The organism is Variovorax sp. OK605, assembly GCF_900115445.1.
In the GTDB taxonomy this organism is placed as follows: Bacteria; Pseudomonadota; Gammaproteobacteria; order Burkholderiales; family Burkholderiaceae_C; genus Variovorax.
Map to the genome: position 1 here is coordinate 251,334 of NZ_FOWL01000002.1, position 25,965 is coordinate 277,298.

26 protein-coding genes are annotated in these 25,965 nt (G+C 69.6%); 2 read left to right on the forward strand and 24 right to left on the reverse strand.

Annotation, left to right across the window (positions count from 1 at the left end; genetic code table 11):
* Positions 1-41: 41 nt before the first annotated feature.
* Positions 42-731: a FadR/GntR family transcriptional regulator gene (locus tag BM013_RS05545; RefSeq protein WP_093123886.1), complete on the reverse strand. Its 690-nt coding sequence runs from the start codon at positions 729-731 to the stop codon at positions 42-44.
* 355 nt (positions 732-1,086) lie between these two features.
* On the opposite strand from BM013_RS05545, the gene BM013_RS05550 reads away from it, so the two are divergent.
* The gene (locus BM013_RS05550) at positions 1,087-1,980 is read left to right on the forward strand and encodes a LysR family transcriptional regulator (protein ID WP_093123888.1); all 894 of its coding nucleotides are present in this window, start codon (positions 1,087-1,089) and stop codon (positions 1,978-1,980) included.
* 21 nt (positions 1,981-2,001) lie between these two features.
* Here BM013_RS05550 and BM013_RS41625 read toward each other — a convergent pair whose 3' ends face one another.
* Both BM013_RS41625 and pbpC read right to left on the reverse strand, forming a co-directional pair.
* The gene (locus BM013_RS41625; protein ID WP_218153638.1) at positions 2,002-3,462 is read right to left on the reverse strand and encodes a TPM domain-containing protein; all 1,461 of its coding nucleotides are present in this window, start codon (positions 3,460-3,462) and stop codon (positions 2,002-2,004) included.
* A 29-nt stretch (positions 3,463-3,491) separates the two neighbouring features.
* Positions 3,492-5,795, reverse strand: coding sequence for a penicillin-binding protein 1C (gene pbpC, locus BM013_RS05560; protein WP_093123891.1), 2,304 nt, complete (start codon positions 5,793-5,795; stop codon positions 3,492-3,494).
* A gap of 268 nt (positions 5,796-6,063) precedes the next feature.
* Here pbpC and BM013_RS05565 point away from each other — a divergent pair, with 268 nt between their 5' ends.
* Positions 6,064-6,270, forward strand: a complete 207-nt coding sequence (locus BM013_RS05565) for a thrombospondin type 3 repeat-containing protein (protein WP_093123893.1) — start codon at positions 6,064-6,066, stop codon at positions 6,268-6,270.
* Positions 6,271-6,345: 75 nt separating this feature from the next.
* Here the strand turns inward: BM013_RS05565 and BM013_RS05570 are convergent, their stop codons facing one another.
* From BM013_RS05570 to BM013_RS05670, 21 genes are all read right to left on the reverse strand, one after another.
* Entirely contained in the window at positions 6,346-6,972 is a 627-nt protein-coding gene (locus BM013_RS05570) for a LysE family translocator (RefSeq protein WP_093123895.1), read from the reverse strand.
* A 40-nt stretch (positions 6,973-7,012) separates the two neighbouring features.
* Complete coding sequence (locus BM013_RS05575; protein WP_093123898.1) at positions 7,013-7,417, reverse strand: GFA family protein; 405 nt, start codon at positions 7,415-7,417, stop codon at positions 7,013-7,015.
* 124 nt (positions 7,418-7,541) lie between these two features.
* Positions 7,542-7,919 carry a hypothetical protein gene (locus BM013_RS05580; protein WP_218153639.1) on the reverse strand — a complete coding sequence of 126 codons (378 nt, stop codon included), beginning with the start codon at positions 7,917-7,919 and terminating at the stop codon, positions 7,542-7,544.
* A 19-nt stretch (positions 7,920-7,938) separates the two neighbouring features.
* Positions 7,939-8,214, reverse strand: a complete 276-nt coding sequence (locus tag BM013_RS05585) for a DUF2277 domain-containing protein (protein WP_093123901.1) — start codon at positions 8,212-8,214, stop codon at positions 7,939-7,941.
* Between the two features lie 35 nt (positions 8,215-8,249).
* Positions 8,250-8,741: a GNAT family N-acetyltransferase gene (locus BM013_RS05590; RefSeq protein ID WP_093123903.1), complete on the reverse strand. Its 492-nt coding sequence runs from the start codon at positions 8,739-8,741 to the stop codon at positions 8,250-8,252.
* A complete protein-coding gene (locus tag BM013_RS05595) occupies positions 8,738-9,355 on the reverse strand; it encodes a GNAT family N-acetyltransferase (RefSeq protein WP_093123905.1) in 618 nt (205 codons plus the stop codon). Before BM013_RS05595 ends, BM013_RS05590 begins: the two co-directional genes overlap by 4 nt.
* Positions 9,356-9,408: 53 nt before the next feature.
* Positions 9,409-10,752: an amidase gene (locus BM013_RS05600; protein ID WP_093123907.1), complete on the reverse strand. Its 1,344-nt coding sequence runs from the start codon at positions 10,750-10,752 to the stop codon at positions 9,409-9,411.
* Positions 10,752-11,486, reverse strand: a complete 735-nt coding sequence (locus tag BM013_RS05605; RefSeq protein ID WP_256221399.1) for a DUF2848 domain-containing protein — start codon at positions 11,484-11,486, stop codon at positions 10,752-10,754. The genes BM013_RS05600 and BM013_RS05605 overlap by 1 nt, the downstream gene beginning before the upstream one ends.
* A gap of 1 nt (position 11,487) precedes the next feature.
* Complete coding sequence (locus BM013_RS05610; RefSeq protein WP_093123909.1) at positions 11,488-12,816, reverse strand: MFS transporter; 1,329 nt, start codon at positions 12,814-12,816, stop codon at positions 11,488-11,490.
* Positions 12,817-12,853: 37 nt separating this feature from the next.
* A complete protein-coding gene (locus BM013_RS05615; RefSeq protein WP_093123911.1) occupies positions 12,854-13,552 on the reverse strand; it encodes a DUF4286 family protein in 699 nt (232 codons plus the stop codon).
* A gap of 144 nt (positions 13,553-13,696) precedes the next feature.
* Positions 13,697-14,614 (reverse strand): LysR family transcriptional regulator, encoded by a 918-nt coding sequence (locus BM013_RS05620; protein ID WP_093123914.1) that lies wholly within the window; start codon positions 14,612-14,614, stop codon positions 13,697-13,699.
* 86 nt (positions 14,615-14,700) lie between these two features.
* Positions 14,701-15,552, reverse strand: coding sequence for a class D beta-lactamase (gene blaOXA / locus BM013_RS05625; protein WP_093123917.1), 852 nt, complete (start codon positions 15,550-15,552; stop codon positions 14,701-14,703).
* A 151-nt stretch (positions 15,553-15,703) separates the two neighbouring features.
* Complete coding sequence (locus BM013_RS05630) at positions 15,704-16,123, reverse strand: hypothetical protein (RefSeq protein ID WP_093123919.1); 420 nt, start codon at positions 16,121-16,123, stop codon at positions 15,704-15,706.
* A gap of 7 nt (positions 16,124-16,130) precedes the next feature.
* Positions 16,131-16,499, reverse strand: a complete 369-nt coding sequence (locus tag BM013_RS05635; RefSeq protein WP_093123921.1) for a nuclear transport factor 2 family protein — start codon at positions 16,497-16,499, stop codon at positions 16,131-16,133.
* Between the two features lie 49 nt (positions 16,500-16,548).
* The gene (locus BM013_RS05640; protein ID WP_093123924.1) at positions 16,549-17,079 is read right to left on the reverse strand and encodes a MolR family transcriptional regulator; all 531 of its coding nucleotides are present in this window, start codon (positions 17,077-17,079) and stop codon (positions 16,549-16,551) included.
* Positions 17,080-17,117: 38 nt separating this feature from the next.
* A complete protein-coding gene (locus BM013_RS05645; protein WP_093123927.1) occupies positions 17,118-17,504 on the reverse strand; it encodes a 2OG-Fe(II) oxygenase in 387 nt (128 codons plus the stop codon).
* Entirely contained in the window at positions 17,501-18,073 is a 573-nt protein-coding gene (locus BM013_RS05650; protein ID WP_093123930.1) for a hypothetical protein, read from the reverse strand. The genes BM013_RS05645 and BM013_RS05650 overlap by 4 nt, the downstream gene beginning before the upstream one ends.
* Positions 18,070-18,513 carry a VOC family protein gene (locus BM013_RS05655; protein WP_093123933.1) on the reverse strand — a complete coding sequence of 148 codons (444 nt, stop codon included), beginning with the start codon at positions 18,511-18,513 and terminating at the stop codon, positions 18,070-18,072. Before BM013_RS05655 ends, BM013_RS05650 begins: the two co-directional genes overlap by 4 nt.
* A 23-nt stretch (positions 18,514-18,536) precedes the next feature.
* Positions 18,537-19,046, reverse strand: a complete 510-nt coding sequence (locus BM013_RS05660; protein WP_093123936.1) for a phosphatase domain-containing putative toxin — start codon at positions 19,044-19,046, stop codon at positions 18,537-18,539.
* 38 nt (positions 19,047-19,084) lie between these two features.
* Positions 19,085-19,735, reverse strand: a complete 651-nt coding sequence (locus tag BM013_RS05665; RefSeq protein WP_093123939.1) for a hypothetical protein — start codon at positions 19,733-19,735, stop codon at positions 19,085-19,087.
* A gap of 42 nt (positions 19,736-19,777) precedes the next feature.
* Positions 19,778-25,771 (reverse strand): alpha-2-macroglobulin family protein, encoded by a 5,994-nt coding sequence (locus tag BM013_RS05670; RefSeq protein WP_371279690.1) that lies wholly within the window; start codon positions 25,769-25,771, stop codon positions 19,778-19,780.
* Positions 25,772-25,965: the final 194 nt, after the last annotated feature.

Below are 25,965 nucleotides of genomic sequence, written 5' to 3' on the forward strand. Positions count from 1 at the left end.
GGGGTGTTCAAGAGGTGCTCAATGGGTGCATCAGCGGATGCTCAAGGCGTGGCCGGGGTGCCCAGTGCGAGCGCGTTGATCATCGGCGCCATGAAGGCGCGCACCGCCTCGGCCGCCACGTCGGGGTTGCGGCTGGCAATGCCTTCGACGATGGCGCGGTGCGCCGCCTCGTCGGGCTCGGGCAGCACCGTGCCCATGGTGCTGGTGATGGTTTCCTTGATGTAGCCCGTGACGAAGCGGCAGGTCTCGGCCAGCGCCAGGTTGCCCGACACGTCGACGATGGCCAGGTGGAAGGCCAGGTCGCGCTCGATGAACGAGGCGCCCGCGTCGTCGGCGTCGGGCACGCCGCGCTTGTCGAGCAGGGTGTGCAGGCGGCGCAGGTCGCGCGCGGTGTGGCGCACGGCGGCCAGGCGCGCGGCCTCGACCTCGAGCGCGCGGCGCACCTCGAACTGGTCGCGCAGGCTGGCCAGGCGCATCTTCTGCAGGCTGGCGGAGGGGTCGAAGCCCGAGCGCACGTAGGTGCCCGAACCCTGGCGCACCTCGAGCAGGCCGCGCGACACCAGCGTCTTGACCGCTTCGCGCACCGTGCCGCGGCTCACGCCGAGCAATTGGGCCAGCTGCGGCTCGATCGGGATGCGGGAGCCGACCGCCCAGCGGCCGGCGGAGATCTCGGCGCGGATGCTGTCGGCGGCGCTGTCTGCCAGGGAGGTGCGAGGGGCTTGGGCGAGCATCGAGAAGGCCTATTCATTCAATGATTAGACGAATTTTGCTGTCAATGCAAAACCCGGGCTAGGGGTGAGGTAGTTGAACGGCGCATTCGCGCCACAGTGCCCACCAAGCTCTATTCGCAGCCGGGCGCAAGCCGGTTTCGAAGATTTGTCCGAATAAAGTGAACTTTTTCCGGCATTGGGAAATGCTTTTCACCATTGTTAACCGAGCCCGATCCGCTGGCTGAAAATGAAACTAAAGGTCACTTATGAATCCAGAAGTTGCCTCGTTTCGCGGTCCGGTGCTCCCTTCCCGACCGTCTCGAACAGCGTCCAGGGAGCGCCAGAACCACAGGAAACGGATCTCGCCGAAGTTGAAATGAAGGACTTTTCTTTGTCGGACGTGCGGCTTTTCACCAAGGCCGCGCAGCTCGGGGGACTGACCCCGGCCGCCGATGTGCTGAACGTACCCAAGGCCTCCGCCTCGCGCCAGCTCCAGCGGCTGGAAGCCACGGTGGGCCACCAGCTGCTGCACCGCGGCTCCACGCGCTTCGCGCTCACCGACGAGGGCCGGGAGTTCCTGGTGGCTGCCCAGCATGTGCTGACGATCCTCGACGACGTCATGCTCAACCTCTCCTCCAGCGGCAGCACCGTCACCGGCCGGTTGCGCATCGCCGTTCCGCACTACTACGGCCGCGAGCTGCTCACGAGCCACCTGCCCGATTTCATGGGCGCCTACCCGCAGCTCGACGTGGTGGTCGAGACCGGCCGCGACCGTGTCGACCTGTTCCGCGACGAGACCGACGTGGCCATCCGACGCGGCCGCGAAGGCTGCGACGAGCTGGTGGCGCGCCACCTGAAGAACGAGCCGCTGATGCTGTGCGCCGCGCCCGCCTACCTGGCGCCGCACGCGCCGCTGGCCAGCCTGTCGGACCTGGCATCGCACGCCTTCCTGAGCGCCGACGCCGAGGGCCGCAAGCGCGAGATCCACCTGGCGACACCGGAGAAGACGCACCGCGTGCGCGTGGAAAGCGTGTGCCAGTCGGACGACCTCGAGCTGATCCTGCAGCTCGCGCTCTCGGGCCGGGGCATCGCGCTGCTGCCGGTGTCGCTGGCGCAGCCGCAGCTCGACGGCGGGCTGCTGGTGCCGGTGCTGCCGGCGCTCAAGCTCAAGCCGCAGGAGATCAACCTGGTCTACCTGCCGGCGCGCCGCAACTCGCCCAAGATCAAGACCTTCGTCGACTACATGCTGGGCGTGTTCAGGGCGTCCTGAGGCCGCCCTGCAGCCCCCGAACTACCAGCTTCCCGAGGCGCCGCCGCCGCTGCTGGAGCCGCCGCCGCTGTCGGACGACGAGGATGACGAGGAAGACGAAGAGGACGACGAGCTGCTCGAGGAGCTGCTGCTCCAGCCGCTGTCGTCGCTGTCGCCGCCACCTCCGCCGCCGCCGTACGGCAGGTACGCGAACAGCAGCGTGATGAAGGTCACCAGCCCGACCGGAATCCACGATTCGTCGGGCGTCAGCCCCGGCTGCGCCATCGCCGCCACCCAGCCGATGACGCCCAGCGCCGCGGCCGAGCGCAGCAGGAAACCCAGTTCGCTCCTGCGCCAGCAAGCCCGCATGGCGAAGAAGATGCCCGTGACGAAGACGCCGACCCCGCCCACGCCCAAGGCCCACAGGAAACCCCACCAGAAGTGCTCTTCCCCGACGATGAACGCCACGGCGACCAGCGCCGCGATGAACAGCGCGATGCCGCCCACCACGTAGCTCACCGCGCGCGAGCGCCCGCTGGCGTAGCCGACGCCGTAGGCGAAGCCGGCCGGCATGGCCATGAAGCCCGCCATCAGCGGGTTCAGCAGCGCCGCGGCCGCGGCCACCGGGCCCACGGCGAACAGGCCGAGCGCCACGCGCCAGTTGGGCTTGCGCCGCGGCGCGGGGGGCTCGATGGCGGCCACGGCGTCGGCCCAGGGCTCGGGGCGAGCACTCCTGGCCTTGCCCTGCAGCTTCCCGCTGAGCTTGCCCTTGCGCTTGCGGCCCGACTGCTGCACGGCCGCGCGTTCGCGCGCATTGCCGGCCATGCCGCGCCCGTGCCACGCACCCACCGCGAGGCTCCACAGCGCCACGCCGAGCAGCGCCCAGCCTTCGGGCGTGACGTGCCCGTCGCGCGAGGCGATCGCCGGCGCGGTGTCCGACGGCAGTTCATGCACCTGCATGTCGGCGTCCGCAACGGCCGCTGACGGCCCGGCGATCAGCGCGGACAGCGAGTGCACGGCCGCCCGGATGCCGCCCGCGAAGTCGCCGCCGCGAAAGCGCGGCGTCATCTCGCGGTCGATGATGGCCGCCGCCTGGATGTCGGTGATCGTGCCCTCCAGCCCGGTGCCCACCTCGATGCGCATGCGCCGGTCCTTCAGCGCCACCAGCAGCAGCACGCCGTCGTCTTCTTCCTTGCGCCCGAGCTTCCATTGCGCGAAGACGCGCGTGGCGTACTGCTCGATGGAGTCTTCGCCCGTGGTCGGCACGATCAGCACCGCGAGCTGGGCCTGCGTCTCGGACTGGAGCGCGGCGATGTCGGCACGCAGCGCCTCCGCCTCGTCCGCCTTCAGGGTCCTGGTGAGGTCGACCACGCGCGACTGCATGGCGGGCACCGGCACCGGCTTGGCCTGCGCGGGCAGCGCCACTGCCAGCAGGCCCAGGCACAGATGCAGGCACAGGTACAACCACGCCAGCGCCGTTCCCGGCCAGCGGCGAGCATTCATTCAGCACTCCCTTCGTCTTCGTGTTTTTCTCAGCGGCGCGCGCTCTTCGTCACCACGCCTGCGCCGCGCACCTCGATGCGGCGCTGGTCCACCACCTTGCCGGCGCCGTCCACCAGCTCGATCACATGCCGGCCCGGCCACGGCAGCCATTGCGCGGTGTTGCCGCGCGCGAAGAACTTGCCGTCGATGCGCCACTGCACGCCGCGCCCTTCGGACTCGAAGCGCACGCGCTGGCGCAGCGGCGGAATGTCGGGGTCGACCGCGATGATGGTGCCGTCCGACGGCGAGGTGATGCGCGCAAAGCCGATGTCGTTCGCCATGCCGGTGTCCAGCGCGAACAGCGGCTGCTCGGTGCCTTGCAGGAACCACTCGCTGCGCGCCGCCTCCAGCGGGCTGCCGTCGGGGCCGGGGCCGAATTCGACGCGCGACTCGACCAGGCCCGCGGGCGGCGCGGGCGCGCGGCTCGGCTCGCGCGCGTGCAGGAAGCGCATCACCTCGGCCCACACCGGCGCGGCGCCGCTGGTGCCGCTCACGTCCCACATCGACTCGCCGCTGGCGTTGCCCACCCACACGCCCACCGTGTAGCGCTGCGACCAGCCCACTGCCCAGTTGTCGCGCATGTCCTTGCTGGTGCCGGTCTTCACGGCCGTCCAGAAGCGGGTGGACAGAATGCTGTCGAGGCCGAAGGTGCGCGTGCGCGCGTTGGGGTCGGAGAGGATGTCGCCGACGATGAAGGCGGCGCGCGGGTCGAGCAGCGGCGGCGATGGAGGCGCAGCGGTGGCCTTCGACTTGCCCCCCGGCGCTGCACCCGTCGCTGTACCCGTCGCCGTGGGCTGCACGGTCAGCGTCGTCGTGCCGTAGCGCCCGCCGTTGGCCAGCATGCGGTAGGCGTTGGTGAGCGACAGCAGCGACACCTCGGCGCTGCCCAGCGCAAGGCTGTAGCCGTAGTAGTCGCCGCTCTCGCGCAGCGGCAGGCCGGCCGCGCGCAGCTCGCGCGCGAAGGACTCGGGCGACACCATCACCAGCGTGCGCACGGCGGGCACGTTGAGCGAGGCGGCCAGCGCGGTGCGCGCCGACACCGGGCCCTTGAAGCGGCGGTCGTAGTTCTGCGGAATGTAGAGGCCGCTGGCCGTGCTGATCTGCGCCGACGAGTCCTCGATCAGCGAAGCCGCCGTGAGGCGCCGCTCGGCAATGGCCTGCCCGTAGAGCAACGGCTTGAGCGTGGAGCCCGGCTGGCGCAGCGCGGTCACGCCGTCGACCTCGGCCGCCTGGCTCAGCGGGCCCGACGAGCCGACCCATGCGAGCACTTCGCCGGTCGCGTTGTCGAGCACCACCAGCGCGCCGTCTTCCACATGCCGCTCGCGCAGTTCGCGCAGGTGGCGCTGCAGCGTGTCGAGCGCGAAGCGTTGCAGCGGCGCGCGCAGCGTGGTGCGCACGGCGGTGTCCTTGTCTTTCTTGGGGGCGGGGGCTGTGCCCGCATCCGCCTCCTTCGGGTCGCGTAACTCGCGCAAGTCGCGCAATTCACGCAGCACGCGCCGCGACGCATGCGGCGCGATGCCCTCGTTCGCGTCGAAGGCACGCCGCTGCACCGCCGCGCTGGTGAACATGTCGAGCGCTTCGCAGTCGACCTTCTGCTGCGGCTCCATCGCGCGCAGCACCTCGCAGGCGCGCTGCGCCACCACGTTGGGCATGGCGTTCGGCGCGCGCACCAGCGCCGAGGCCACGGCCGCCTCGCGCGCGTCGAGCCCGCTCGGTGCCTTGCCGAACAGCGTGCGCGAGAGCGCATCGATGCCCACGATCTCGCCGCGAAACGGCACGGTGTTGAGGTAGGCCTCCAGGATCTGGTCCTTGCGCCAGCTGCGCTCCAGCTGCGCGGCGGCCACCGTCTGGCTGATCTTCTGCGTGAAGCTGCGCCCGCCCGAAGCACGGCGCAGGTCGTCGTCGAGCAGGCCCGACAGCTGCATGGTGATGGTCGATGCGCCGCGCGTGCGCGTGTTCCACAGGTTGCCCCAGGCGGCGGCCGACACGGCGCGCCAGTCGATGCCGCTGTGTTCGAAGAAGCGCTTGTCTTCGCTCAGCACCATGGCCGTGCGCAGCGCGGGCGACACGTCGGCCAGCCCGGTCCACTGGCCGCGCCGCACGGTGGGGTCGGTGCGCACGCGCTGCAGCAGTTCGCCGTTGCGGTCGAGCACGGCGGTGTCGGAGGAGCGGAACTCGCGCTTCACTTCGTCGAAGCTGACCACGGCCCAGGCCGGGTGCGCGCAGGCCGCGGCCAGCACGGCGGCGGCCAGGGCGAGGGTCTTGCGGGTGGGGATGAAAGGCGCGAACTGCATCGAGAGAAAAGCTTCGTATCCGGAAGTGTGGGCCGGTGACATTCTCCGCGATGCACCACGGGAACCGCGCCTACTCGCACACGCGCCGCCGACCGCCCCGGCGAGCGAAAACTACACGCCAAAGTTCTCAGCACGTTCCACATCCGGTAACGAACTTCACGCAAGGGCCTTCATCGCGAAACCCGACGCGTACCGGCGTGGCCTTCAATGCAGTACCGGCTCGCAGGAGGCGACCCCCGGTTCGACAAACACTCCAAGGAGAACTCACATGACGAAGACTTTGGCGATCCTGATGGCCGCATCGGCCCTGCTGGCTGGCTGCGTGGTGGCCCCGTATGACCGTCCGCCGCCGCCGCGCGCGCACTACGGCGACCGCGACCGCGACGGCGTGCCGAACCGCTACGACCGTGACCGCGACAACGACGGCGTGCCCAACCGCTACGACCGCAGCCCGAACAATCCGTACCGCAACTGATTGCGCCAGGCGCAAGGACAAAGGCCGCGAAGCAACCTGCTTCGCGGCCTTTTTCAATTCAAGGGCGTGTGCGTCTCAGCCGGGCCGGCGCGCCATCAACGCCCAGATGCCCGCGGCGCTCAGCAGCGAACCGCCCGCCAGGTTGAACCGCTTCTGCGCGCGCGGCGACGAGAGCAGCTTGCGCGCCGAGCCCGCGAACACCGCGTACAGCGTGGCGTTGGTCGCGGCCAGCACCACGAAGGTCACGGCCAGCACCCACAGCTGGCGCGTCACGTCGGCCGCCGGGCTGATGAACTGCGGCAGGAAGGCCACGAAGAACACGATGCCCTTGGGGTTCAGCGCCGTCACCAGGTAGGTGTTGGCGAAGAGGCGCAGGCGCGAGACGGGCGCGGCGGGCTTGGCCAGCTCGGCGGGCGAGACGCCGGCACGCAGCAGCTTGATGCCCAGGTACAGCAGGTACAGGCCGCCCACCCACTTCACCACCGTGAACCAGAAGGCCGAGGTGGCGAGCAGCGCGCCCAGGCCCAGCAGCGACACCACCAGCGCCGTCGAGTCGCCCAGCGCCACCGCGGCCACCAGCGGCACGTTGGCGCGGCGGCCGTGCGACATGGAATAGCTGATCACCGTGAGGATGGTCGGCCCCGGAATGATCAGCATCAGCGTGGACGCTGCGACGAAGGCGAGCCAGAGTTCGATGGGCATGGTGCGGTGTCTCCTGTGGGTGGGTGGGTGGGTGGGTGGTTCAGAGGTGCCGGGTCTCGGCCGGCGGCAGGTGCCAGCTGTTGTTGCGGCCGTCGACGTAGGTGATGGGGGAGTTGATCAGCTCTTCGGGCTCGGCGTCGTCCAGGCAGGTCACGTTCACGCCGTAGATCGCGCCGCCGTCGTCCGGCCGGTTGCCCAGCCCGAACGAGCGCACGCCGCAGTGCTTGCAGAAGAAGTGCTTGTTCTGGCGCGTGTGGAAGAGGTACTCCGTCAGCTCTTCCTGGCCAGCCATCAGCCGGAATGCGTCGGGCTCGACCGCCGCGGGCCAGAAGCGGGTCTTGGTGCAGATGGAGCAGTTGCACCGCAGGGTGCCCTGGCTCAGGTCGATGTCGGCTTCGAATCGCACGGCGCCGCAGTGGCAGCCGCCGGTATAGGTCTTTTTCATACGCTGAAAATTCGCAAGGCCATGCGTGATGGGCGTGACGTGCGCGGCGTGCGCAATCTGGCGCCGGAAAGCACCATAGCAAAGGCGGTGCCGGGCTGCTGGCCGCGGGTTATCTGCAGGCGGCTCAGCTCTCGCGCCAGGCCACGCCGTCGAAGCGGCCGCCCGCACTGGCGAAGAAGTGCACGACGGCGTCGTGGCAGCGCGGCAGCCCGATGCACCACGCGAGCGGGTATTCGTCGACCTGGCCGTTGGACAGCGTGTAGTGCGCAACGCCGTCGCGCGCGGTGTCGCCTTCGGAGGTGAAGCCGTGGTCGCCCGGGTGGCGCAGGTGCATGAGCCAGGCGTCGGGGCCGCTGCGCAGCATGCACAGCGAGGGGCCGTCGGGCACGCACAGCCAGAGTTCGTAGCGCGGCAGCTCGGCGTCGAAGCGGGCGAGGGCGGTGCGCAGGGCCTGTGGCGAGGCGACGGCGCGGGGCTCGCCGTTGAGGGTGACGTCGATCACGTCCCAGTCACGCCTTGGGTCACGCGGTGCTGCCGAAGCGCACCGCATTGCGCGCCTTCGCCCGCTCGGCCTCTGCCTCGCGGTCGCGCGGCTCGGCGGTGGTCACCAGCGATTCGAGCAGCCGCGCGGCGGTGGCGGTCACTTCTTCGACCGCGCGCTCGAAGGCTTCCTCGTTGGCGCGCGACGGCACGCTGAAGCCGCTGAGCTTGCGCACGAACTGCAGCGCGGCGGCGCGGATCTCCTGCTCGGTGGCGGGCGGTTCGAAGTTGTAGAGGGTCTTGATGCTGCGGCACATGGGCGCTCTCCGTTCGGCGACGACGTGCGCCCAGTCTAGCGAAGCAGCGCCATCGCGTGGGCGTCGTGGTAGACGCCGTCGATCAGCGTGGCGCGGCGCTGCACGCCCTCGTGCGCGAAGCCGAAGCGCTCGTACAGCGCCTTGGCGTTCAGGTTGTCCGCGCGCACCGACAGCTCGATGCGCGTGAGCCCGCGCGCCCACGACCTGTCGATGGCGGCCTGCAGCAGCCGCGCGCCCAGCCCCTGGTGGCGTGCCTCGGGCAGCAGCGCGATGCCCAGCAGCCCGATGTGGGCACGCGACTGGCCGAACACCGGCGACACGTCGCACCAGCCGACCACTCGCGCGCCGTCGAGTGCCACCACATGCGGGAAGCCGGCTTCGATCAAGCCGCGGTAGAACGCGACCGACCGCTCCAGCGGCGGCGCCTGCATGAGCGCAAGGTACTTGTGCTCGCGCGCCACGATGTCGAGCGCGCGGTGCAGGCTCTCGAAGTGCGACTCGTGCGTCGGAACGATCTCGTGGCTCATGCCGTGCGCTCCTGCAAGACTGTGCCGACCCCCGCAGCCAGCCGCTCTTCGAGCCGCGCCTTCACCTGCGGCCACTCGTCGTCGATGATGCTGAAGCGCACCGAGTTGCGCTTGCGCCCGTCCGGCATGATGCGTTCGTTGCGCACGACGCCTTCCTGCTTCGCGCCCAGCCGCAGGATGGCCGCGCGCGACTTCGCATTGATCTCGTCGGTGGTGAGTTGCACGCGCACGCACCGCAGTTCCTCGAACGCATGGCGCAGCATCAGGAACTTCGCCTCGGTGTTGACGAAGGTCTTCTGCCACGACGCCGCGATCCAGGTGCTGCCGATTTCCAGCTTGCGGTTGATGCGGTCGATCTTCCAGAAACGCGTGGAGCCGATGACCTGGCCTGTTTCGCGCAGCACGGTGGCGAAGGGCATCACGGTGCCGGCGGCCTGGCCGGCCAGCGCGTTGCCGACGTAGGCATCGACCGTGTCGGCGGATGGAACCACGGTGAACGGGAGGCTCCAGAGTTCGCCGTCGGCAGCGGCGGCAACCAGTGCCGCCGCGTCGGCGGCGAGCAGCGGGCGCAGGAGAAGGCGGGGGCCGGTGAGCGAGGGTGGCGCGAGGGACATGGGCGAAACGATAGCCGATGACGGAACGGGCCCGTCACCGGCCTTCGCTTCGTTCAGCCGAAACGCAGCACCGGCTCCACGGCCAGCGCCACCGCGGCCAGGCGCGCGTCGTCGCCACGCACCGACGACAGCATGAGCCCCACCGGCAGTTCGCCCGGCGCGTGGCAGGGCAGGCTGAAGGCGCAGCCGTCGAGCAGGTTGATGGCGAAGGTGTTGCGCAGCAGCAGGCCGTTGGCCTTGAAGAAGGCCGCGTCTTCCGCCAGCGCCGCGATGGGCGGCGCGACGATCGGCACGGTCGGGCACACGAGCGCGTCGAAGCCTTCGATGGCGCGCTCCACGCGGCCGATCCAGTCGCGGCGGCGGTCCTGCATGGCGATGTAGTCGGCGGCGCGCACCTCGGTGCCCAGCGCGATGCGCGCGGCCACGCGGGCGTCGAAGCCCTCGCGTTTGGCCGCGAAGCGTTCACGGTGCACCGCCGATGCTTCGACGGGCGAGAAGCCGCCGGGCGCGTTGACGGTGGCGATCTCCGCCAGCTCGGCCAGCGTGATGTCGACCACCTGCGCGCCCGCGGCCGACAGCGCCTTCAGCGCGCGGTCGAAGGCCTGCGCCACCGCCGGCTCGATGTCGTCGAACATCAGCGTGCGCGGCACGGCCAGCCGCATGCCCTGCAGGGGGCGGCGGCGCACGGCGAGCGGCGCATCGGCAATGGCCGCGTCGGCGACCAGGCAGTCTTCCACGCTGCGCGCCATGGCGCACACCGTGTCGAGCGAGCGCGCCAGCTCGAAAGCACCGGTGCGCGGCACGCGCGACTGCGTGCTCTTGAAGCCCACCAGCCCGCACAGCGCGGCCGGAATGCGGATGGAGCCGCCCGTGTCCGAGCCCAGCCCGGCCACGGCAAGGCCCAGCGCCACCGACACCGCTGCACCGGACGACGAGCCGCCCGGAATGCGCGGCGTGGCCGCATCGGCCGGGTTGCGCGGCGTGCCGTGGTGCGGGTTGATGCCCACGCCGGAGAACGCGAACTCGGTCATGTTGGTCTTGCCCACGATGGCCGCGCCCTGCGTGCGAAGGCGCGCCACGGCCACGGCGTCGTGCGCGGCCGGCGGCTCGCCGGCGCACACGGCGGAGCCGGCCATGGTGGTTTCGCCGGCCACGTCGCAGAGGTCTTTCACCGACACGGGCAGGCCGGCGAGCGCGGGGAGCTCGACGCCGGCCTTGCGCGCCGCGTCGGCATGGCGCGCCGCGGCGCGCGCGGCATCGGCGTAGACGCGGGTGAACACATGCGCGGCGGCGGGCTGCGAGGCCGCGTCGAGCACCTGGTCGATCAGCGCCTCGTGCGACAGCTCGCCCCTGGCGATGCGCGCGCGCAGTTCGGAAATGGTGAAGCCGCCGTTCATCACGCCACCACCGGCAGTGCCTGCACCGCATAGCGATGCACGATGCGGCGCTGCAGCTTCGGGTCGTGCAGCTCGATCTCCATCTGCGTGGCCGGGCGGATGCCTTCGCCCTTGGCGTTGGGCAGCGCGCCCAGCGTGCCGCAGGTCATGAACAGACCTTCGGGCGCGGCGCCGGCGCCGGGCATGCCGTCGCGCAGCGCGGCCAGCGGGCGGATCGACGCGAGCGTGCCGCGCTGGTAGTCGACCCAGCGGCCGTCTTCCAGGATGCGCGAGCGCAGCTCCAGCGTGTCCTGGTGCGCCTGCACGTCGCTCCAGCGCCAGGCCGTCTCGGCCACGGGCTTGGCGCACATCTGCTTGGACACGGCCACCGAGTAGCTCTCCACCTGGCGGTCGGTGTGGTCCGAGGCCACGCTCAGCCACCACTCGCCCTGCGAGAAGAAGAACACGGGCTCGGCTTCGCCGGAGCTCTGTTCGCCCAGGGCCTCGATGGCGGGCGATTGCGTCAGCAACTGGGCCGCCACGCGGTAGTACAGCGGCACGCTCGACGGGCGCGGCACGCCGATGGCGGCCAGCTCCTCGATGTGGTGCTCGATGGCCGCGGTGTCGCGGCCGGTCCAGCCCGCCACCACCAGCGCGCGGGGCGCGACGGTGTGCAGGGCGGTGGAGCGCGTGCCGTCGGCGGCGACGCTCTCGCAGGCAAAGTTCAGGCGTTGCATGGTCGTTTCGATGTGCATCTCAGGTCTCCAGCGGGCGCTTGGCGGTTTCGCGGGCCACCACCAGGGCGACCAGCGTCAGGCCCAGTGCGGCCACCACGTAGAACGACACGGCCAGCGTGCTGCCCCACGACTTGAACAGGCTGGCGATGATCAGCGGCGCGAAGCCGCCGCCCAGGATGCCGGCCAGCGTGTAGGCCAGCGAGGCGCCCGCATAGCGCACGCGGCCGGGGAACTGCTCGGTCACGAAGGCGGCCTGCGGGCCGTACATCATGGCGTGGATCAGCAGGCCGACCACCACCGCCGCGCAGATGGCGACCGGGTGCGCGCTGTCCATCAGCACGAAGAACACGAAGGCCCACACCATGCCCAGCAGCGCGCCGGCAATGTAGACCGGCCGGCGGCCGATGCGGTCCGACAGCCCGCCGAACCACGGCACCGCAATGGCGTTGCAGGCCGCGCCGATCATCGTGGCGGTGAGCGCCAGCGGACGCGACAGGTGCAGCACCGTCGTCACGTAGGTCAGCGTGAACACCACCACCAGCGCGTACAGCACGTCGGAGCCGATGCGCGAGCCGCCGGCCACCAGCAGGCTGCGCCAGTGCTGCGTGAACACTTCCTTGATGGGGGTCTTGGCGGTGGCCTTCTTCTGTTCCATCTCGAGGAACACGGGCGTCTCGTCCACGCCGCGGCGCAGCCACAGGCCGAACAGCACCAGCGCCACGCTGGAGATCAGCGGCAGGCGCCAGCCCCAGGCCTGGAATTCTTCCGGGCTCAGCCAGGCCGACACGATGGCGATGAAGCCCGTGCCGATCAGCGTGCCGCACGACGGGCCGACCTGCGTGAACGAGGCGTTGCGCCCGCGCTCGTCGCTCTTGCCGTGTTCCATCGACAGCAGCACCGCGCCGGCCCATTCGCCGCCGAGCGCCACGCCCTGCACGAAGCGCAAGGCCACCAGCGCCACGGGCGCCCAGATGCCCCAGCTCGCGTAGGTGGGCAGCAGGCCCATCAGCCCGGTGGAAATGCCCATGATGACCAGCGTGGCCACCAGCACGAAGCGCCGGCCGAGCCGGTCGCCGAGGTGGCCGAACACCACGCCGCCCAGCGGGCGCGAGATGTAGCCGACCGCGTAGGTCGAGAAGGCCAGGATGGTGCCGGTCAGCGGGTCGAACGAGGGGAAGAACACCGCGTTGAAGACCAGCGCGGCCATGATGTTGTAGACGGTGAAGTCGTACCACTCCAGCGTGGTGCCGATGGAGCTGGCCATGGCCAGGCGGCCCATCCTGGGCGCGGCATGCGAAGCGGGCGCTGTGCCCGGCGCGGCCTTGGTGGGAAGAACATGTTCGGTCATCGGAATACCTTGGTTAGGTGAAGACACGGGGGTCGGGTCAGGCCAGCTCGGCTGCGCCCAGCTTCCAGCCGAGTGCGAGCAGCCAGCCGGTGGCGGGGTCGGTGTCGAAGGCGGCGGCCGCCGTGGCACGGGCGGTGCGCGCGGCGTGGGCGTTGCTGGCTTCGATCACCAGCATCGGCTGCAGCACGCGGCCTTCGGTGGATTCGCGCGGCAGGGGCGTGCTCAGCGCGGTGTCGGGCACGAGCAGGTACGACTGCACGAAGCCTGCCTGCTCGGCGAGCGACTGGCCGACGCGTGCGGCATGGGCCGCGAGCGCTTCGGCATCGGCCGCCGCGGCCAACGGCAGCACCACGGCATGGCTGCCGCTGCCGAAGCCGGTGACGGCGCGCACGGCGCACACGCGGCGCATCGGCTGGCGCATGCGGTCCAGGTTGGCGATGGACCAGGGCGTCTGCTTCTCGAACGCGGCGCGGTAGCCGGCGGAGCCGAACACGGCCAGCGATTCGGTGCGGTACAGGCCCAGGTATCGGCGCCCGCCCTCGAGCGAGGAATAGCGCGCGCCCGACAGGAAACCGGGAATGCGCACGCGCTCTTCCACGTGTTCCCGGTCGTACCAGCGGTTGTAGTCGGCGTCGTCGGCCGCGTCGACATCGGAGGCGACGAACAGCATGCCGTGCACAGCCGGGGCCACGGCCACGGCGTCGGTGTCAGGGGCGAAAGAGTCGGAAGTGGTCATGGCGGCGGAGGAGCGGGCGGGCCTTCGAAAAATGAAGGCGCGATCTTCCGTCGCAGGGTGCTGCTGTCACAAACGAGTTTTTCTGGGCGACAGCCACAAGAATTACTGGCCCCTTCCTGGGGCGGAAACGCCCCAATTCGAGGGTTAACCCTCTGAAGCCCCGCTCCAGGTTGGTGCGATTGCAGAGGTCGTGAACTGGTCGGAGGCCCGGCAGGCCAGTTCGGCCACGAGCCGGATGGCGTCGGAGTCGGCCGCTTCCAGGTGGCTCACCACCAGCCGTTGCGGCGAGATGAGCGCGTCGCACGCGATGATGCGAACGTCGCCGCTGGCCACGTACTCGTACACCGGCGGCAGCGGCACCAGCGCGTTGCCGAAGCCGGCCTTCACCAGCCGCGCCAGCGCGGAGATCGAACTCACGCAGTGCACCTTGCCCAGCGGAATGCCCACCGCGCGGTACAGGTTCTTCAGCGCCTCGTGCGGTTGCGAGCCCGGGCTCATGGTCAGCACGGGCTGGCGCAGCAGCTGGTCGACGGTCTGCGTGGCCTCGGCGCCTTGCGGGCCGACCCAGCCCATGGGCATCGGCAGGCAGGGCGTGCTCACGATGCCCGCGCCGGCGATGTGGTCGGTCTGCAGCGCGATGTCCAGCGCGCCTTCGCGCAGGCCTCGGTGCAGCGCCAGCGTGGTCTCGGAGGTCAGTTGCACCTCGATGCCCGGGTAGGTGGAGCGCAGGTTGGTGAGAAAGCCCAGCAGCCAGGTGTGCACCACGGTCTCGATGGCGCCGATGCGCACCAGCCCCAGCAGGTCTTCGCGCGGGCGTCCCAGCGAGACGATCTCGCGGCGCAGTTCGAGCAGCCGCTCGCCGTAGTCCATGAGCCGCACGCCCACCGGCGTGAGCCGCAGCTCGCGCGCATCGCGCTCGAACAGGCGCGCGCCAATGTCTTCTTCGAGCGAGGCGACGCGGTTGGACACCGCCGCCTGCGTGATGTGGAGCCGGTCGCTGGCCGCGCGGAAGCTGCCGAGGCGTGCGGCCCAGAGGAAGGCTTCGACAAATCTTGTATTCATGAGGGCACCTGCGGGGCATTTTGCCGGTATTCATGCCGGCACTGCATTGCCTTGCATTGCGCTGCGTGGCGCAGGGGCCCGCGGGGTTACAGCGCGCCCAGCTCGGCCAGCAGCGCACGGCCGATGGTCAGGCGCTTGGGCGCGTCGTCGTCGCTGTGCATGTCGAGGTTGAGCGCGAAGCTCTTCACGCCCCCTTGCGCATCGGCGATCCAGCCCACCCACCAGCCCATCGACACCGGCGGCTTGTGGTACCAGCCGGTCTTGGCATGCAGCGCGTGCGCGGGTGTCTTCTCGACGAGGGTGATGTCGTGCACCATCTCCTGCGTGCGCGCCGACAGCGGCAGCTGCTTCAGGGCCAGCCGCGCCAGAAAGCGCGCCTGCTCGATGGCCGAGATCTTCAACGGGCCGTCGAGCCAGAAGCGGTCGACCGCCGGGCCCAGCGCCTCGTTGCCGTAGTGCAGCCGTGCGATCCATTCGTTCATGCGGGCCATGCCGATGCGGCGCGCCACGCCCTGGTACACCGGCAGGTTCGACACGCGGATGGCGTCGCGCAGGTTCATGTCGCGTTCCCATGCCTTGCGGCGCTGGGGCTTGCCGCCGCAGGGCAGCACCTCGTCGATGTCCTTCACCGCGCCGGTCTCCAGTGCGATCAGGCTGTTGGGAATCTTGTAGGTCGAGGCGGGAACGAAGCGCTGGGCCGCGCGCTTGCCGTTGACCACCGTGAGCTTCGACGTGGTGGCGTCGAACAGCGCGAAGGTGCCGGGCGTGCCCGCGGCGGTGAAGTGGCGGGCGAGGTCCGCGCGTTCTTCGATGGCGGCGTCGGGCGTGGCGCCCGCGTGGGCGAAGCCGGCGCGCCACGAGGCGGCGAATGCGGCGGCGGCGCTGCCGCCGCGCACCAGCAGGGCGCGGCGTTGCTGGTCGGGTCTGGAAGAAAGCATGGCGTGAAAAGCGGGTGCGCAAGTGATGACGCCGCGAATCATCCGGCGGGCCGCGCACAAGGACAACGCGGGCGGCGGTGCGCATCGTCACCGCCGTAACCGGCGTCACCGCCGTAACCGCCGCGCTGGCCATGGGCGGGACGGGGTCGGGCTAAGCGTCTTTCAACTGACGAACGACCGCCGCCAGGAATGCCCGGCACGCAGCCTCCGACGCCTTGCCGCCAAGGATGTCCCCGACCTGCTGCGTGGGGTGCGCAAGCTCCAGTTCGATCTCTTCGGCGAATGCCGCCAGTGCCTCGGGCGTGCGGCCCTGTCGCAGCGATTCGGCGATGCGCGGCGCTTCCGTCAGCGGCGCCGGCTCGAAGAGCACGCCGTAGAGCGCGAGGCTGACGGGATGCCCCCACCGGTAGGTCAGCGCGCCGCCACGCTTGCGCGCAAAGTGGCGGCGGCACGACGGGCATTCGAAGAACGCCGTCGTCGCCGTGGATTCGGCGAGCCCGCGCAGCGCCACCGACCCGCAGCGCGGGCAGGCCGTGGCAACGCCGGCGGTGTGCTGCGGGGCGGTGGCCACGCGGCGGCTAGGCGCCCATCGAGTAGAAGAACTCTTCGCGCACGATGGCGCCGTCTTTCACCGTGTACAGGCCCGCTTCTTCCATCTTGAAGCGCTGGCCCGTGGGCTTGAGCGTGACGTCGAACTCGAAGCCGACGATGAAGCGGTCGTCGTGCGGCCAGGGGCCGGTGATCTTGGCCGAATGCACCTCGTGGTTGTCGGTCCACCACTTGCCCTTGGCCTCGATGGCCGCCAGGCCGACGGCCTCGCGCTGCCCGCCGGGCGGCGCGCCTGCCTCGACGCTCACGGCGTCGTCGGCATACAGCGCTCTGGCGTCCTGGAATTTCCCTTGCCGGCACAGCGCGACAAGCTGGTTCGCGATCTCCATCGTGGTCATGGGCTTTCTCCTGAGGAAGAGGGGAGGGCAGTTTAGGCCGATGCGTGCTTCAAAGCGCGTTCAACACTGCCTGCATCGCGGTCAGCCGCGCCTGGTTCTCGTCGGCGTGCGGCCAGGCGGGTTGCTGCGTACGGGCGCGCTCGTTCAGCGCCAGCTGGCACGCGATGGCGGCCAGCGCCTCGTCGCGCATGCCGGGGTCGACCTCGCCCGTGATCTTGAGCTGCCCGAAGGCCGTTGCCACGCGCGCGCGGCATTCGGACAGCAGGTAGGTTTCGTGCATGTCTTCCTTGGCGAGCCACTTCTCGCGCACGTCGGCGTCGGCGCGGTGCATGGATTTGGGCACGCCGAAGTCCCAGTCGGCGAGCATCTCCTTGAGGAAGCCCGCGACCTTGTTGTTCTTGCCGCCGTCGCGGTACCAGTCTTCCAGCGACGACAGCGTGTCGTTGCCGTCGTCGCTGCCGAAGGGGCTGAAGTCGTCGGCGACGTCGTAGTAGAAGTCGTCGGCGGCGAGCGCCACGAAGCGCGGGTGGCTGGTCTCGCGGGCGAGGCCTTCTTCGGGGTCGTCGAAATGGTGGGTCATGGGGTGGCTCCGGGTGGAATGGACATGCAGATGAAGAGCTAGGCGCGGCCCGCACCACTCGCGTGGCGGCGCAACACCCAGCCCAGTGAAAACACATACCGGCTGCCGCCCACCACCCGCGTCACGCTGTGCACGCAGGCGTCGGGGCGAAACAGCTTGATGCGCCGTGTCTCGAAGATCGGATCGGCGCACACGAACTCGCCGCCCGAGCGCGGCGACTTCAGCACGACGTTGAGCCGGTAGTGCCGCCCGGCCTGCACCGGGTCGGTGTGCGGCGGGATCTCCGAGCCTTCGGGGTAGCGGATGAGGTAGCTGTCGAACGGCAGCGGCCAGCGCGCGGTGGCCAGCAGCATCTTGTCGTAGCCCGTGCCCTGGCGGCCGCGCTGCCAGCGGAAGGCTTGCGAGAGGTAGCTTCGAAGGCTCATGCCGGAAGGCGCGGCGCCTCCACGCCGTACAGGTGCGCGGCGAACTCGTACTTGTATTCGTTGTCGCCGGCATAGGCCAGCGCGATCTTGCCGGTCCAGGTGACGTTGAAGCGCTCGGTGCCCGCGATGCGGTCGAACCGGATGCGGTGCGCCGCCGCGGCGTCGTGGCCCAGCAGGTAGATGTGGAAGAAGTTCTGCTCGATGTCCGCGGGCGGCGGGTCGTCCACCACGATCTCGAGGCCGTCGAGCATGTCCAGGCTGTAGTCGGCCGCCGCGCACACGGCAAGGCCGTCGCCCGCGCCCCAGTGGGTGGAGGAGAGCGTGCAGCGGTGGTAGTTGGTCCATACGCCGACCGATTGCCAGTCGCCGATGTACTCGCCGTCTTCGGTTTCGTCCCCTTCCTCTTCCTCGGGGTCTTCGATTTCACGCTCGGCCTCGTAGTCGTCGCTGCGCAGGTGCAGGTCGAAGCGAACCTGGCCGTCGCGCACCGCTGCCGTCCAGCGGAATTCCTTGACGGGGTGGCCCTCGGGCCACGGGTTGCCGGTGAAGAAGATGCGGTCCTGGTTCATGGTGCGGTGTGGGTGACGGCCGTCATGGCGGCGGGTTGGATCAGGTCCCACTTGTTCCCGCAGAGGTCCTGGAAGACCGCCACGGTGCCATGCGGCTCGTGGCGCGGCTCTTCGAGAAAGCGCACGCCGTGGGACGCCATGTGGGCATGGTCGCAGGCGAAGTCCGAGGTGTGCAGGAACAGGAACACGCGGCCGCCGGCCTGCTTGCCGACGGCGGCTTCCTGCTCGTCGGTGACGGCCTTCGCCAGCAGCAGCGCGGCGCCCGCGTTGCCGGTGCTCTGCGAGGGCGCGACCACCACCCAGCGCTTGCCCGGGCCGCGCGGCGTGTCTTCGACGAGGTCGAAGCGCAGTGCCTGCGTGAAGAAGCGGATGGCTTCGTCGTACTCGCGCACGAGGAGGGTGACGGTGGCGAGGTGGCGCGTGAGGGGGGAAGGGGTCATGGCGTCATTGCCCGGAGGTTCTTTCATCGCGTGTGCGAGGAGCGCGCCTGCGCATACTGCGCGACCCATTTCGCCTGCGTCGGCGTGTCCGGCACGCCGACGCCACGCGAGCGGCTCAGCAGCGGGAAGATGTCCTTGCCCGCAACGCCCAGCGTGTGGAGCAGCGCACCGGCGATCAGGCCCGTGCGGCCGATGCCTGCCCGGCAGTGGATCGCGACGGCTTTCCCGCCGACGATCTCGGCGTTCAGTTCCGTGACCAGCGCGGCAGCCTCCTGGCGAGACTTCGGCGTGCCGCGGTCCGGAATAGGGAAGTGCAGGAAGGCGATGCCGTGTTCGGCGCAGAGCGCCGGCTCTTCCTTGAGCTCGAGTTCGCGGATCTCATGCGATTCGAGCAGGCAGACCACCATGCCGAGGTGCGCGCGTTGCCAGGCGGCGACTTCCTCGCGCAGCGCGTCACCGCCGCGTGGACGCGCCATCAGTCCCAGCCGGTGCGGCGCGATGTCGCGGACCCAGTGAATGGGCGTTTCGAACATGGCTTCGCAGATCCTTCAGTCGATCCGGGACGCCGCGCTCAGGAAAACACGATCGCCGTCTTGTGCGCAATGCTCAGGCGCGCCATCTCATACAGCAGCAACCACGAGGCGTACTCGCGGGACAGCCCTTCGTCTTCTTCGACCAAGGCGTCGATGCGTGCAGCCTCTTCATCGGACAGGTCACCGTCGGTCAATGCAATGCCCAGCGCGGGCGCGACCTGCACCAACTCGTCGCGCAGCCGGTAGGACGAGCCGAGCATGCCGCCCGTCAGCGCCTCTTCTTCCGATTCGGACTCGGAGAACAGCACGTCCTCGAACTCGACCGGCACGTAGAAGCCTTCGGCGTCCGAGTGGCAGATGAGGTGGCTTTCGGCCACGTCGAGCGCGGCCTGGATGGCGGGGTCTTCCGAGGGGTCGACACCGTCTTCCACCGGCGTCGCCTTCCAGCCCGGCGTCACGACGCTGTGCGCGTAGGCGCGGCGCAGGTAGTGGATGAACGCGTACGGAAACCCGTCGAGCGAGGCCCGCGAATCCAGCGCCGGCAGTTCGCGCGGCTCGGCGTGCGGCGGCAGGCCTGCCGCCGCCAGCACCTGGTTCACGATCTCGAAGTCGCCTTCGAACCACTCGGCCCCCTCGGGGTCGTTCGCTAGAAAGTCGGCAAGCGTGCCGACGCTGATGGCCAAGCCCATGGCGGTTCCTCTTTTTCCTTGTTGTCGTCGGTCGGGGTCGGCCTACTTCGCCGCCTCCACCTTCACCCGCGCGTTCGGCGTCTCGCCGAACATCTCGGGCGCGTACATCGCTTCCACGCGGCTCGGCGGCAGCGCGAAGTCACCCACGTTGTTCAGGCGCACCGTGTATTCCATCTTCACCACGCCCTTGGGCAGGTACTCGTAGTAGCTGCGGAAGGCCTCGAAGCTGCGTTCCTCGAAGGCCGGCCAGCCGGCGCCGCTCTTCTTCTCGCCCTGCGTGGCGATCTGCGAGTCGCGGCCCAGGCCGCTGCCCAGGATGGTGGCGCCGCCCGGCACCGGGTCGCTGATGACCACCCACGTCATGTCGGTGCTGGCGTTCACCTCCAGCGTCACGCGCAGCACGTCGCCGCGCGTGTACTTGCCGGCGGTGGCCTGCTCGACCGGGGTGATGGTCTTCTTGATGGCGTAGCCCGCCGCGAACGGTGCCTTCAGCTGCACGGCGGCAATCGACTGCAGCGTGAGCCACGGCTTGCCGGTGCCTTGCTGCGTCACCAGCAGCGTGTCGCGCACCGGGGCGCCCGAAGGCGCGTTCGATGAAGTGGCCCACGGCAGGAACATCGTGTTGTTCTTCAGGTTGCCCGGCGAGGCGGGCGCGCCGAAGAAGGTGGTCTGGTTCGGTGCACCGGCGGCGTCGCTGGTCTTCACGCGTTCGACGCGGCTCCAGTCGACCTGCGCCTTGGCGGCGCCGAGCGTGGCGGCGGTGATGCCGGCCACCGGCGTGCTCTCGAACACCTTGCTGAATTTCTCCAGCGCCAGTCCGCCCCACAGGTTGGCGGTGGTGGTGTGCCAGGCGCCGTTCTGCTGGCGGCCGATGAAGCCGTTGGCGAGCTTGCCGATGTCGTCCTTCCACGCCGGGTCGTCCATCACGCTGAGCAGCAGGCGGGCGGTGTTGACGTCGCCGTTGGTCATCAGCCACCACCAGTAGTCGTCCTGCTCGGTGCTGAAGATCAGCTTGGTGCCCTGGTACGACAACCGTGCCTTCAGCACGTTGTTGGCCTCTTCCAGGCGCTGCTGGCGCTGCGGCACGTCGTTCACGCGCTTCAGGATGTTGAGCCAGTCGATCACCGCGCTGGTGGGCCACTGGTTCGGCGCGATGGTGATGCTGCCGAGCATGCTGCCCTTGGCCTTGCCGTAGCGCGAGAGCGCCTCGAGCGCGGCGAGCTTGCGCACGTCCAGGTCCTTGCGCGGGCTCCAGAACTCGCGCGTGATGCGGCCTTCGACGAAGGCGATCAGGCCCGACTCCATCGGCGCGCGAATGTCGTCGGCCAGCGCGAAGGCGGGGTCGAGCGAAGCGGCTTCGCTGGTGGCCGCGAGCAGGTACGAGGTGAGGATGTCGCTGCCGCGGTTGGCCTCGCCGTCGCGCGGCGGGAAGTAGCTGGCCAGGCCGTCGCTGTCCAGGTACGTCGGCAACGTGGCCAGCACGCCCTGCCACATCTTCGCGTCGCGCAGGCCGACCGACTTGCTGGTCTTCTGCTCGAGGCAGATGAACGGGTAGTTGGCGAACCAGTCGCGCACGCCCGGCAGGCCTTCGGCCAGCCTGGGCTGCAGCGACATCTTCAGGCCGCCACGCCCGGGCAGGGCGTCGGCGGGCGGCGCCACGTCGAGCGTGAAGGGACCGTCGACCTGCACCAGCGTGGCCTGCTGCACCGTGAGCGGCACCGAAGGCACGATGCGCTGGCGCACCTTGAGCGCGTCGCGTGCGCCGCCGATGGTGTCCTTGGCCTCGATCTCCCACAGGATGGCTTCGGCGCGCGTTTGCGCGAGTTGCGCGGGCGCGGTCACGGTCCATGCCACTTCGCGCGCCTCGCCGGCCGGAATGTCCACGGTCTGCGGCTCCAGCGTGAGCAGGGTGGCGCGCGGCGTGGCCTCGACCTTCATGGGCTTCTGCGTGGTGTTGCGCAGCGTGATCTGGGCACGGAACTGGTCGTCCTCGCGCACCAGCGGCGGCAGGCCGCTGATGATCTGCAGATCCTGCGTGGCCTGGATGCTGGTCTGCCCGGTGCCGAACAGGCTGGTGCCCGAATCGGCCACGGCCACGATCTTGAAGGTGGTGAGCGCGTCGTTCAGCGGCACCGTCACCACGGCCTGGCCGTTGGCGTCGAGCACCACCTTCGGGTTCCACACCAGCAGGGTCTCCAGCAGTTCACGCGTCTGGCCCTTGCCGCCGCCGCCGCCCGCGGGAACGGCCTTGCGGCCGTAGTGGCGCCGGCCGACGATTTCCATCTGCGCGGTGGAGGTGCTCACGCCCCAGCTGCGGCGTTGCAGCATGGCGTTCAGCAGGTTCCAGCTGTCGTTGGGCATCAGCTCCAGCAACGCCTGGTCGACCGCGGCCAGCGCCACTTCGGCACCGGCGGCGGGCTTGCCGTCGGGCAGCTTGGCGCTGATGGTGATCTGCGCCTTGCTGCGAATGGGGTAGCTGGGCTTGTCGCTGGTCACCTTCACGTCGAGCTGGTGGGCCTGCGTGCCCACGCGGATCTCGGCCATGCCCAGGCGGTAGGCGGGCTTGCTCAGGTCGACCATGGCGGTGGGCGCCACGTATTCCTTGCCTTCGTACCAGAAGGCCGTCCACCACTCGCGCGGCGACTTGAAGCCCCAGGTGAAGAAGCTGTACCACGGCACTTCGCGCAGGCGCCCGCGCAGGGCGAGCACGCTCACGTAGGCGTTGGGCCCCCATTCGGGCTTGACCTGCAGGGTGACGGTCGGGTCCTTGCCGTCGAGCTGCACCACGTGCGTCTCGATGATGCCTTCGCGTTCGACGGCCACCAGCGCGGTGGCGAAGCGGAACGGGCTGCGCACCTGGAACTTGGCGACCTCGCCGGGCTGGTAGCTCTTCTTCTCGGGCAGCACGTCGATGCGGTCGTTGTCCTCGCCGCCGAACCAGAGTTCGCCCTGCTTGGTCACGTAGACCGAGCTCACGGCCTTGGCGTCGCGCCCGTCGCTGTCGGTGGCGCTGGCGATCAGTTCGACTTCGCCGGCTTCCTTCAGCTCCGACTCGCACAGCAGCAGGCCGCGCGCGTCGCTCTTGCCGCTGCACACGGTGCCGATGTCCTTGGTCTCGGTCTTGTTGTCGTAGGTGTAGAAGCCGCCCACCATGCGCTTGCGGCTGGTGGTGGTGATGCGCGCCACGGCGCGCACGTTGAGCGTCACGTTGGCCTGGGGCTTGCCCGTGAGGTCGAGCGCGAGCGCCTGGAACTTCAGCTTCTGGCTGGTGGAGACCCAGCCTTCGGTCTTGATGCCGGCAATGACGGAGGCCGGCCACAGCGTCTGCGTGCTGCGGATGGTCTGCACCTCGCCGTTCGGGTCGGCGTAGGTGGCTTCGAGCAGCAGCTCGCGCGCGGACTTGACCTTGGGCACCTTGTCGATGGTGACCTTGCCGGCGCCGTCCTTGTTCAGCGTGACGGGCAGCTTGTCGGCGATCACGCGGGTGTCGTTCACGCTGTTGAGGTCTTCTTCGCCGGCGCCGGTGTCCCCGGCGGCGGTGGCCGCCTCGGTGCCGTCGCCCTGCGTGGCGCGCGGCGGGTTGAAGCTGAAGGCGTCGTAGTCGGAGAAGCTCAGGCTCTTGCCGCGCACCATGGCCGACACGCGCACCGGCAGGTTGGCGGCGCCGCCGCCGGCCACGTAGTTGATCTGCACGTCGGCCGGCACGCTGGTGGCGGCCACCAGCGGCTTTTTCTCGGTGGGCGAGATGCGGCCTTCGAGCACGGGCAGGCGGAATTCCTCGACGCGGAACACGCCGGTGCTGAAGCTGCGGGCGTAGCCCTCGTCGCCGTCACCTTCGTTGTCGTTGTCTGCGTTGGCGTCCTTGCCGCCGCCGGTGCGCAGCACCACCTGGTACACGCCGAGCTTGGCGGCGGGCGGAATGGGGAAGGTGTTCTCAGCGCTCAGGCCGCCGGTGGCGGTCTTGCGCCAGTTCAGCGGCTGGGTGAAGCGCTGGCCGCTGCCCACGTGGGTGATGACCAGCGTGTCGGGGCGGTTCTCGGGCAGGCCGAATCCCTTGCTGGTCTGCGTGCGGATCAGACTCTTCATCGACACCGTTTCGCCGGCGCGCAGCAGCGTGCGGTCGAAGATGGTGTGGGCGATGCGGTCGGGCTCGGCCTGCATGTTGGTCGGCACGTTGAAGCGCCAGGGCTCGATGCCGCGCTGCCAGTCGCTCCAGGTGAAGGCGAGATCTTCGACGCCCTTCTCGTCCTTGGCGCGGGCGCTGACGAACCAGGCGGCCGTGTCGTATTCGTTCGGGCCGTTGCACGACGGCGCCTGCGGCGCGATGCCGTTGAGCATGACGATGCCGTTGGCGTCGGTGGTGCCGGTGGCCACGGCCTTGCCGTCGCAGCCGGACACGCGCACTTCGGCGCCGGCCACGACCTTGCCCTTGTCCAGCGTGGTGACCCAGGCCATCGAGTTCTCGCGGCCCAGCTTGAAGTGCACGGCCAGGTTGGTGGCCAGCGCGGTGGTGCGCACGTACATCGTGCGCCCGGCGTTGTAGCGTTCGTCGAGCAGCGCTTCACCGAGCTTCTGCGAGGCGATTTCCAGCACGTGGAAGCCCGGCGTGAGCGGGATGCCGATGACTTCGAACGGGCGCGGATCGCCCGCGTCCGACTTGGGCATGTCCAGCGTCTTCACGCCGGTCTGGCCGCCCAGCAGCGACAGCATGCGCGTTTGCAGCGAGGTGCGGTCGTCCTTGTCGATGACCGGGGGCAGCGGGCTCTTGACGTCCTTGCGCGCCTGTTCGCGCGAGATGCTGAAGCTGTCGTAGCGGCGCACCTTGCGGAACCACGCGATGATTTCCGCGTCGGTCTTCGGGTTCATGTCGCTCACCTTGCCGGGCGTGAGGGCCTGCACCATCAGCTGCGGCTCCACGCGGCGCACGGTAACCGGCATCATGGCCGGGGTGTCGGGCTCGGCCAGGCGCTCGACCACGCCGAAGGGCGAGGCGGCGAACTTGGCCAGCGGCGGCATCATGCCGGTCGCCACCTTCAGCGGGAAGCTGCCGGGCGAGGCCAGCGGGCGGCCCGAGGCGTCCTCGAACTTGGAGGGCAGCTCGATGCTGAACTGCGCGCTCTCGGCCAGCGGCGGACCGAAGTACACGCTGCTGACCACGTCGTCGTCGCTCTGCGCGCCGCTGTCGTTGGCGATCTGGGCCTTGGTGGTCTCGTCCTTGCCCTTGAGCACGATCTGCGAAGCGAGCTTGCGCGTGACCGGCGCGTTGAACTCGAGCTGCATCGGGCGCAGCGGCAGGCAGGCGGCCTGCGCGTTCTCGCGCTCGCAGGTGAACGACACCGCGAAGGGTTCGCGCACCTGGAATTCGATGCGGCGCTCCACGTTGTTGGCCACGCCCGACGGCGTGGCCACGCCCTTGCCGTAGACCACCTGCACCTTGGCGCCCGGCGTCAGCGTGCGGTTGCACTGCATGGTGATGAAGCGCAGCGGGTCTTTCTCGGCCGCCTTGTCGCGGCCGAAGGCCTTCAGCAGGCCGGCGCGCTGCTCGCCGTCGAGCAGCTTGGCCGGAATGCGCTCGCCCACGCCATCGGCCGTGCACCAGACGTTCTGGCGCACGCTGTCCAGCGTGGCCGCGCCGTTCAGCTCGAGCATGAACATCTGCTGCTCGTCGATGCGGCTGTAGCTGCCCGGCATGTAGTTGCGCACGAACGGGCCGCCGCTGTTGAACTGGTAGCGCTCGGGCCCGGTCAGCTCGCCGCCGGCGCTGGGCTTGAAGGTGGGAACGCGGGTGACCGTGCAGCGCACGCCGGGCGGCAGGTCGTTCTCGAAGTCGTAGACCCAGGCCTTGGCGTCGGTCCAGCGGCCGGTGCCCTTGCCGGCCTGCGCGTCGTTGCAGCTCACGGTGAGGGGGGCGGGGGCTTTCGGGTCGCCGAAATTGACGGCGGCCTGGTCGAACTTGGCGACGATCTGGCGCACGCGCGCAACCTCGCCTTTCGGGGTCAGGCTGGTGATCTGGAGGGCAAAGCCCGGGCCGGCCATGAGGGCGCCGCCGGCCAGGAGCAATGTTGGAAGGAAACGGTTCACTTTTTTGTATCTCCACCTAAGGCAGCGCGCAGCGTAGCCGATTTGCACGACGGTTCGTCAGTGCCAAGCGTCATGTCCGCCGGACTTCTTACAATCGAAGGCTGTCTTGCGTGCGCCGCGCAGACCGCCACCAAGACCTTGCCGCCGAC

What these genes read in the sequence shown, in the direction of transcription:
- BM013_RS05575 (WP_093123898.1), bottom strand. Translation starts at nt 7,417, where the DNA reads ATGAAAAAGACCTATACCGGCGGCTGCCACTGCGGCGCCGTGCGATTC.
- BM013_RS05660 (WP_093123936.1), bottom strand. Translation starts at nt 19,046, where the DNA reads ATGTTCGAAACGCCCATTCACTGGGTCCGCGACATCGCGCCGCACCGG.
- BM013_RS05655 (WP_093123933.1), bottom strand. Translation starts at nt 18,513, where the DNA reads ATGACCCCTTCCCCCCTCACGCGCCACCTCGCCACCGTCACCCTCCTC.
- BM013_RS05645 (WP_093123927.1), bottom strand. Translation starts at nt 17,504, where the DNA reads ATGAGCCTTCGAAGCTACCTCTCGCAAGCCTTCCGCTGGCAGCGCGGC.
- BM013_RS05635 (WP_093123921.1), bottom strand. Translation starts at nt 16,499, where the DNA reads ATGACCACGATGGAGATCGCGAACCAGCTTGTCGCGCTGTGCCGGCAA.
- BM013_RS05595 (WP_093123905.1), bottom strand. Translation starts at nt 9,355, where the DNA reads ATGTCCCTCGCGCCACCCTCGCTCACCGGCCCCCGCCTTCTCCTGCGC.
- pbpC (WP_093123891.1), bottom strand. Translation starts at nt 5,795, where the DNA reads ATGCAGTTCGCGCCTTTCATCCCCACCCGCAAGACCCTCGCCCTGGCC.
- BM013_RS05570 (WP_093123895.1), bottom strand. Translation starts at nt 6,972, where the DNA reads ATGCCCATCGAACTCTGGCTCGCCTTCGTCGCAGCGTCCACGCTGATG.
- BM013_RS05650 (WP_093123930.1), bottom strand. Translation starts at nt 18,073, where the DNA reads ATGAACCAGGACCGCATCTTCTTCACCGGCAACCCGTGGCCCGAGGGC.
- BM013_RS05605 (WP_256221399.1), bottom strand. Translation starts at nt 11,486, where the DNA reads ATGCACATCGAAACGACCATGCAACGCCTGAACTTTGCCTGCGAGAGC.
- BM013_RS05670 (WP_371279690.1), bottom strand. Translation starts at nt 25,771, where the DNA reads ATGGCCGGCCCGGGCTTTGCCCTCCAGATCACCAGCCTGACCCCGAAA.
- BM013_RS05615 (WP_093123911.1), bottom strand. Translation starts at nt 13,552, where the DNA reads ATGACCACTTCCGACTCTTTCGCCCCTGACACCGACGCCGTGGCCGTG.
- BM013_RS05640 (WP_093123924.1), bottom strand. Translation starts at nt 17,079, where the DNA reads ATGACCCACCATTTCGACGACCCCGAAGAAGGCCTCGCCCGCGAGACC.
- BM013_RS41625 (WP_218153638.1), bottom strand. Translation starts at nt 3,462, where the DNA reads ATGAATGCTCGCCGCTGGCCGGGAACGGCGCTGGCGTGGTTGTACCTG.
- BM013_RS05590 (WP_093123903.1), bottom strand. Translation starts at nt 8,741, where the DNA reads ATGAGCCACGAGATCGTTCCGACGCACGAGTCGCACTTCGAGAGCCTG.
- BM013_RS05545 (WP_093123886.1), bottom strand. Translation starts at nt 731, where the DNA reads ATGCTCGCCCAAGCCCCTCGCACCTCCCTGGCAGACAGCGCCGCCGAC.
- BM013_RS05565 (WP_093123893.1), top strand. Translation starts at nt 6,064, where the DNA reads ATGACGAAGACTTTGGCGATCCTGATGGCCGCATCGGCCCTGCTGGCT.
- BM013_RS05620 (WP_093123914.1), bottom strand. Translation starts at nt 14,614, where the DNA reads ATGAATACAAGATTTGTCGAAGCCTTCCTCTGGGCCGCACGCCTCGGC.
- BM013_RS05600 (WP_093123907.1), bottom strand. Translation starts at nt 10,752, where the DNA reads ATGAACGGCGGCTTCACCATTTCCGAACTGCGCGCGCGCATCGCCAGG.
- BM013_RS05665 (WP_093123939.1), bottom strand. Translation starts at nt 19,735, where the DNA reads ATGGGCTTGGCCATCAGCGTCGGCACGCTTGCCGACTTTCTAGCGAAC.
- BM013_RS05585 (WP_093123901.1), bottom strand. Translation starts at nt 8,214, where the DNA reads ATGTGCCGCAGCATCAAGACCCTCTACAACTTCGAACCGCCCGCCACC.
- BM013_RS05610 (WP_093123909.1), bottom strand. Translation starts at nt 12,816, where the DNA reads ATGACCGAACATGTTCTTCCCACCAAGGCCGCGCCGGGCACAGCGCCC.
- BM013_RS05550 (WP_093123888.1), top strand. Translation starts at nt 1,087, where the DNA reads ATGAAGGACTTTTCTTTGTCGGACGTGCGGCTTTTCACCAAGGCCGCG.
- blaOXA (WP_093123917.1), bottom strand. Translation starts at nt 15,552, where the DNA reads ATGCTTTCTTCCAGACCCGACCAGCAACGCCGCGCCCTGCTGGTGCGC.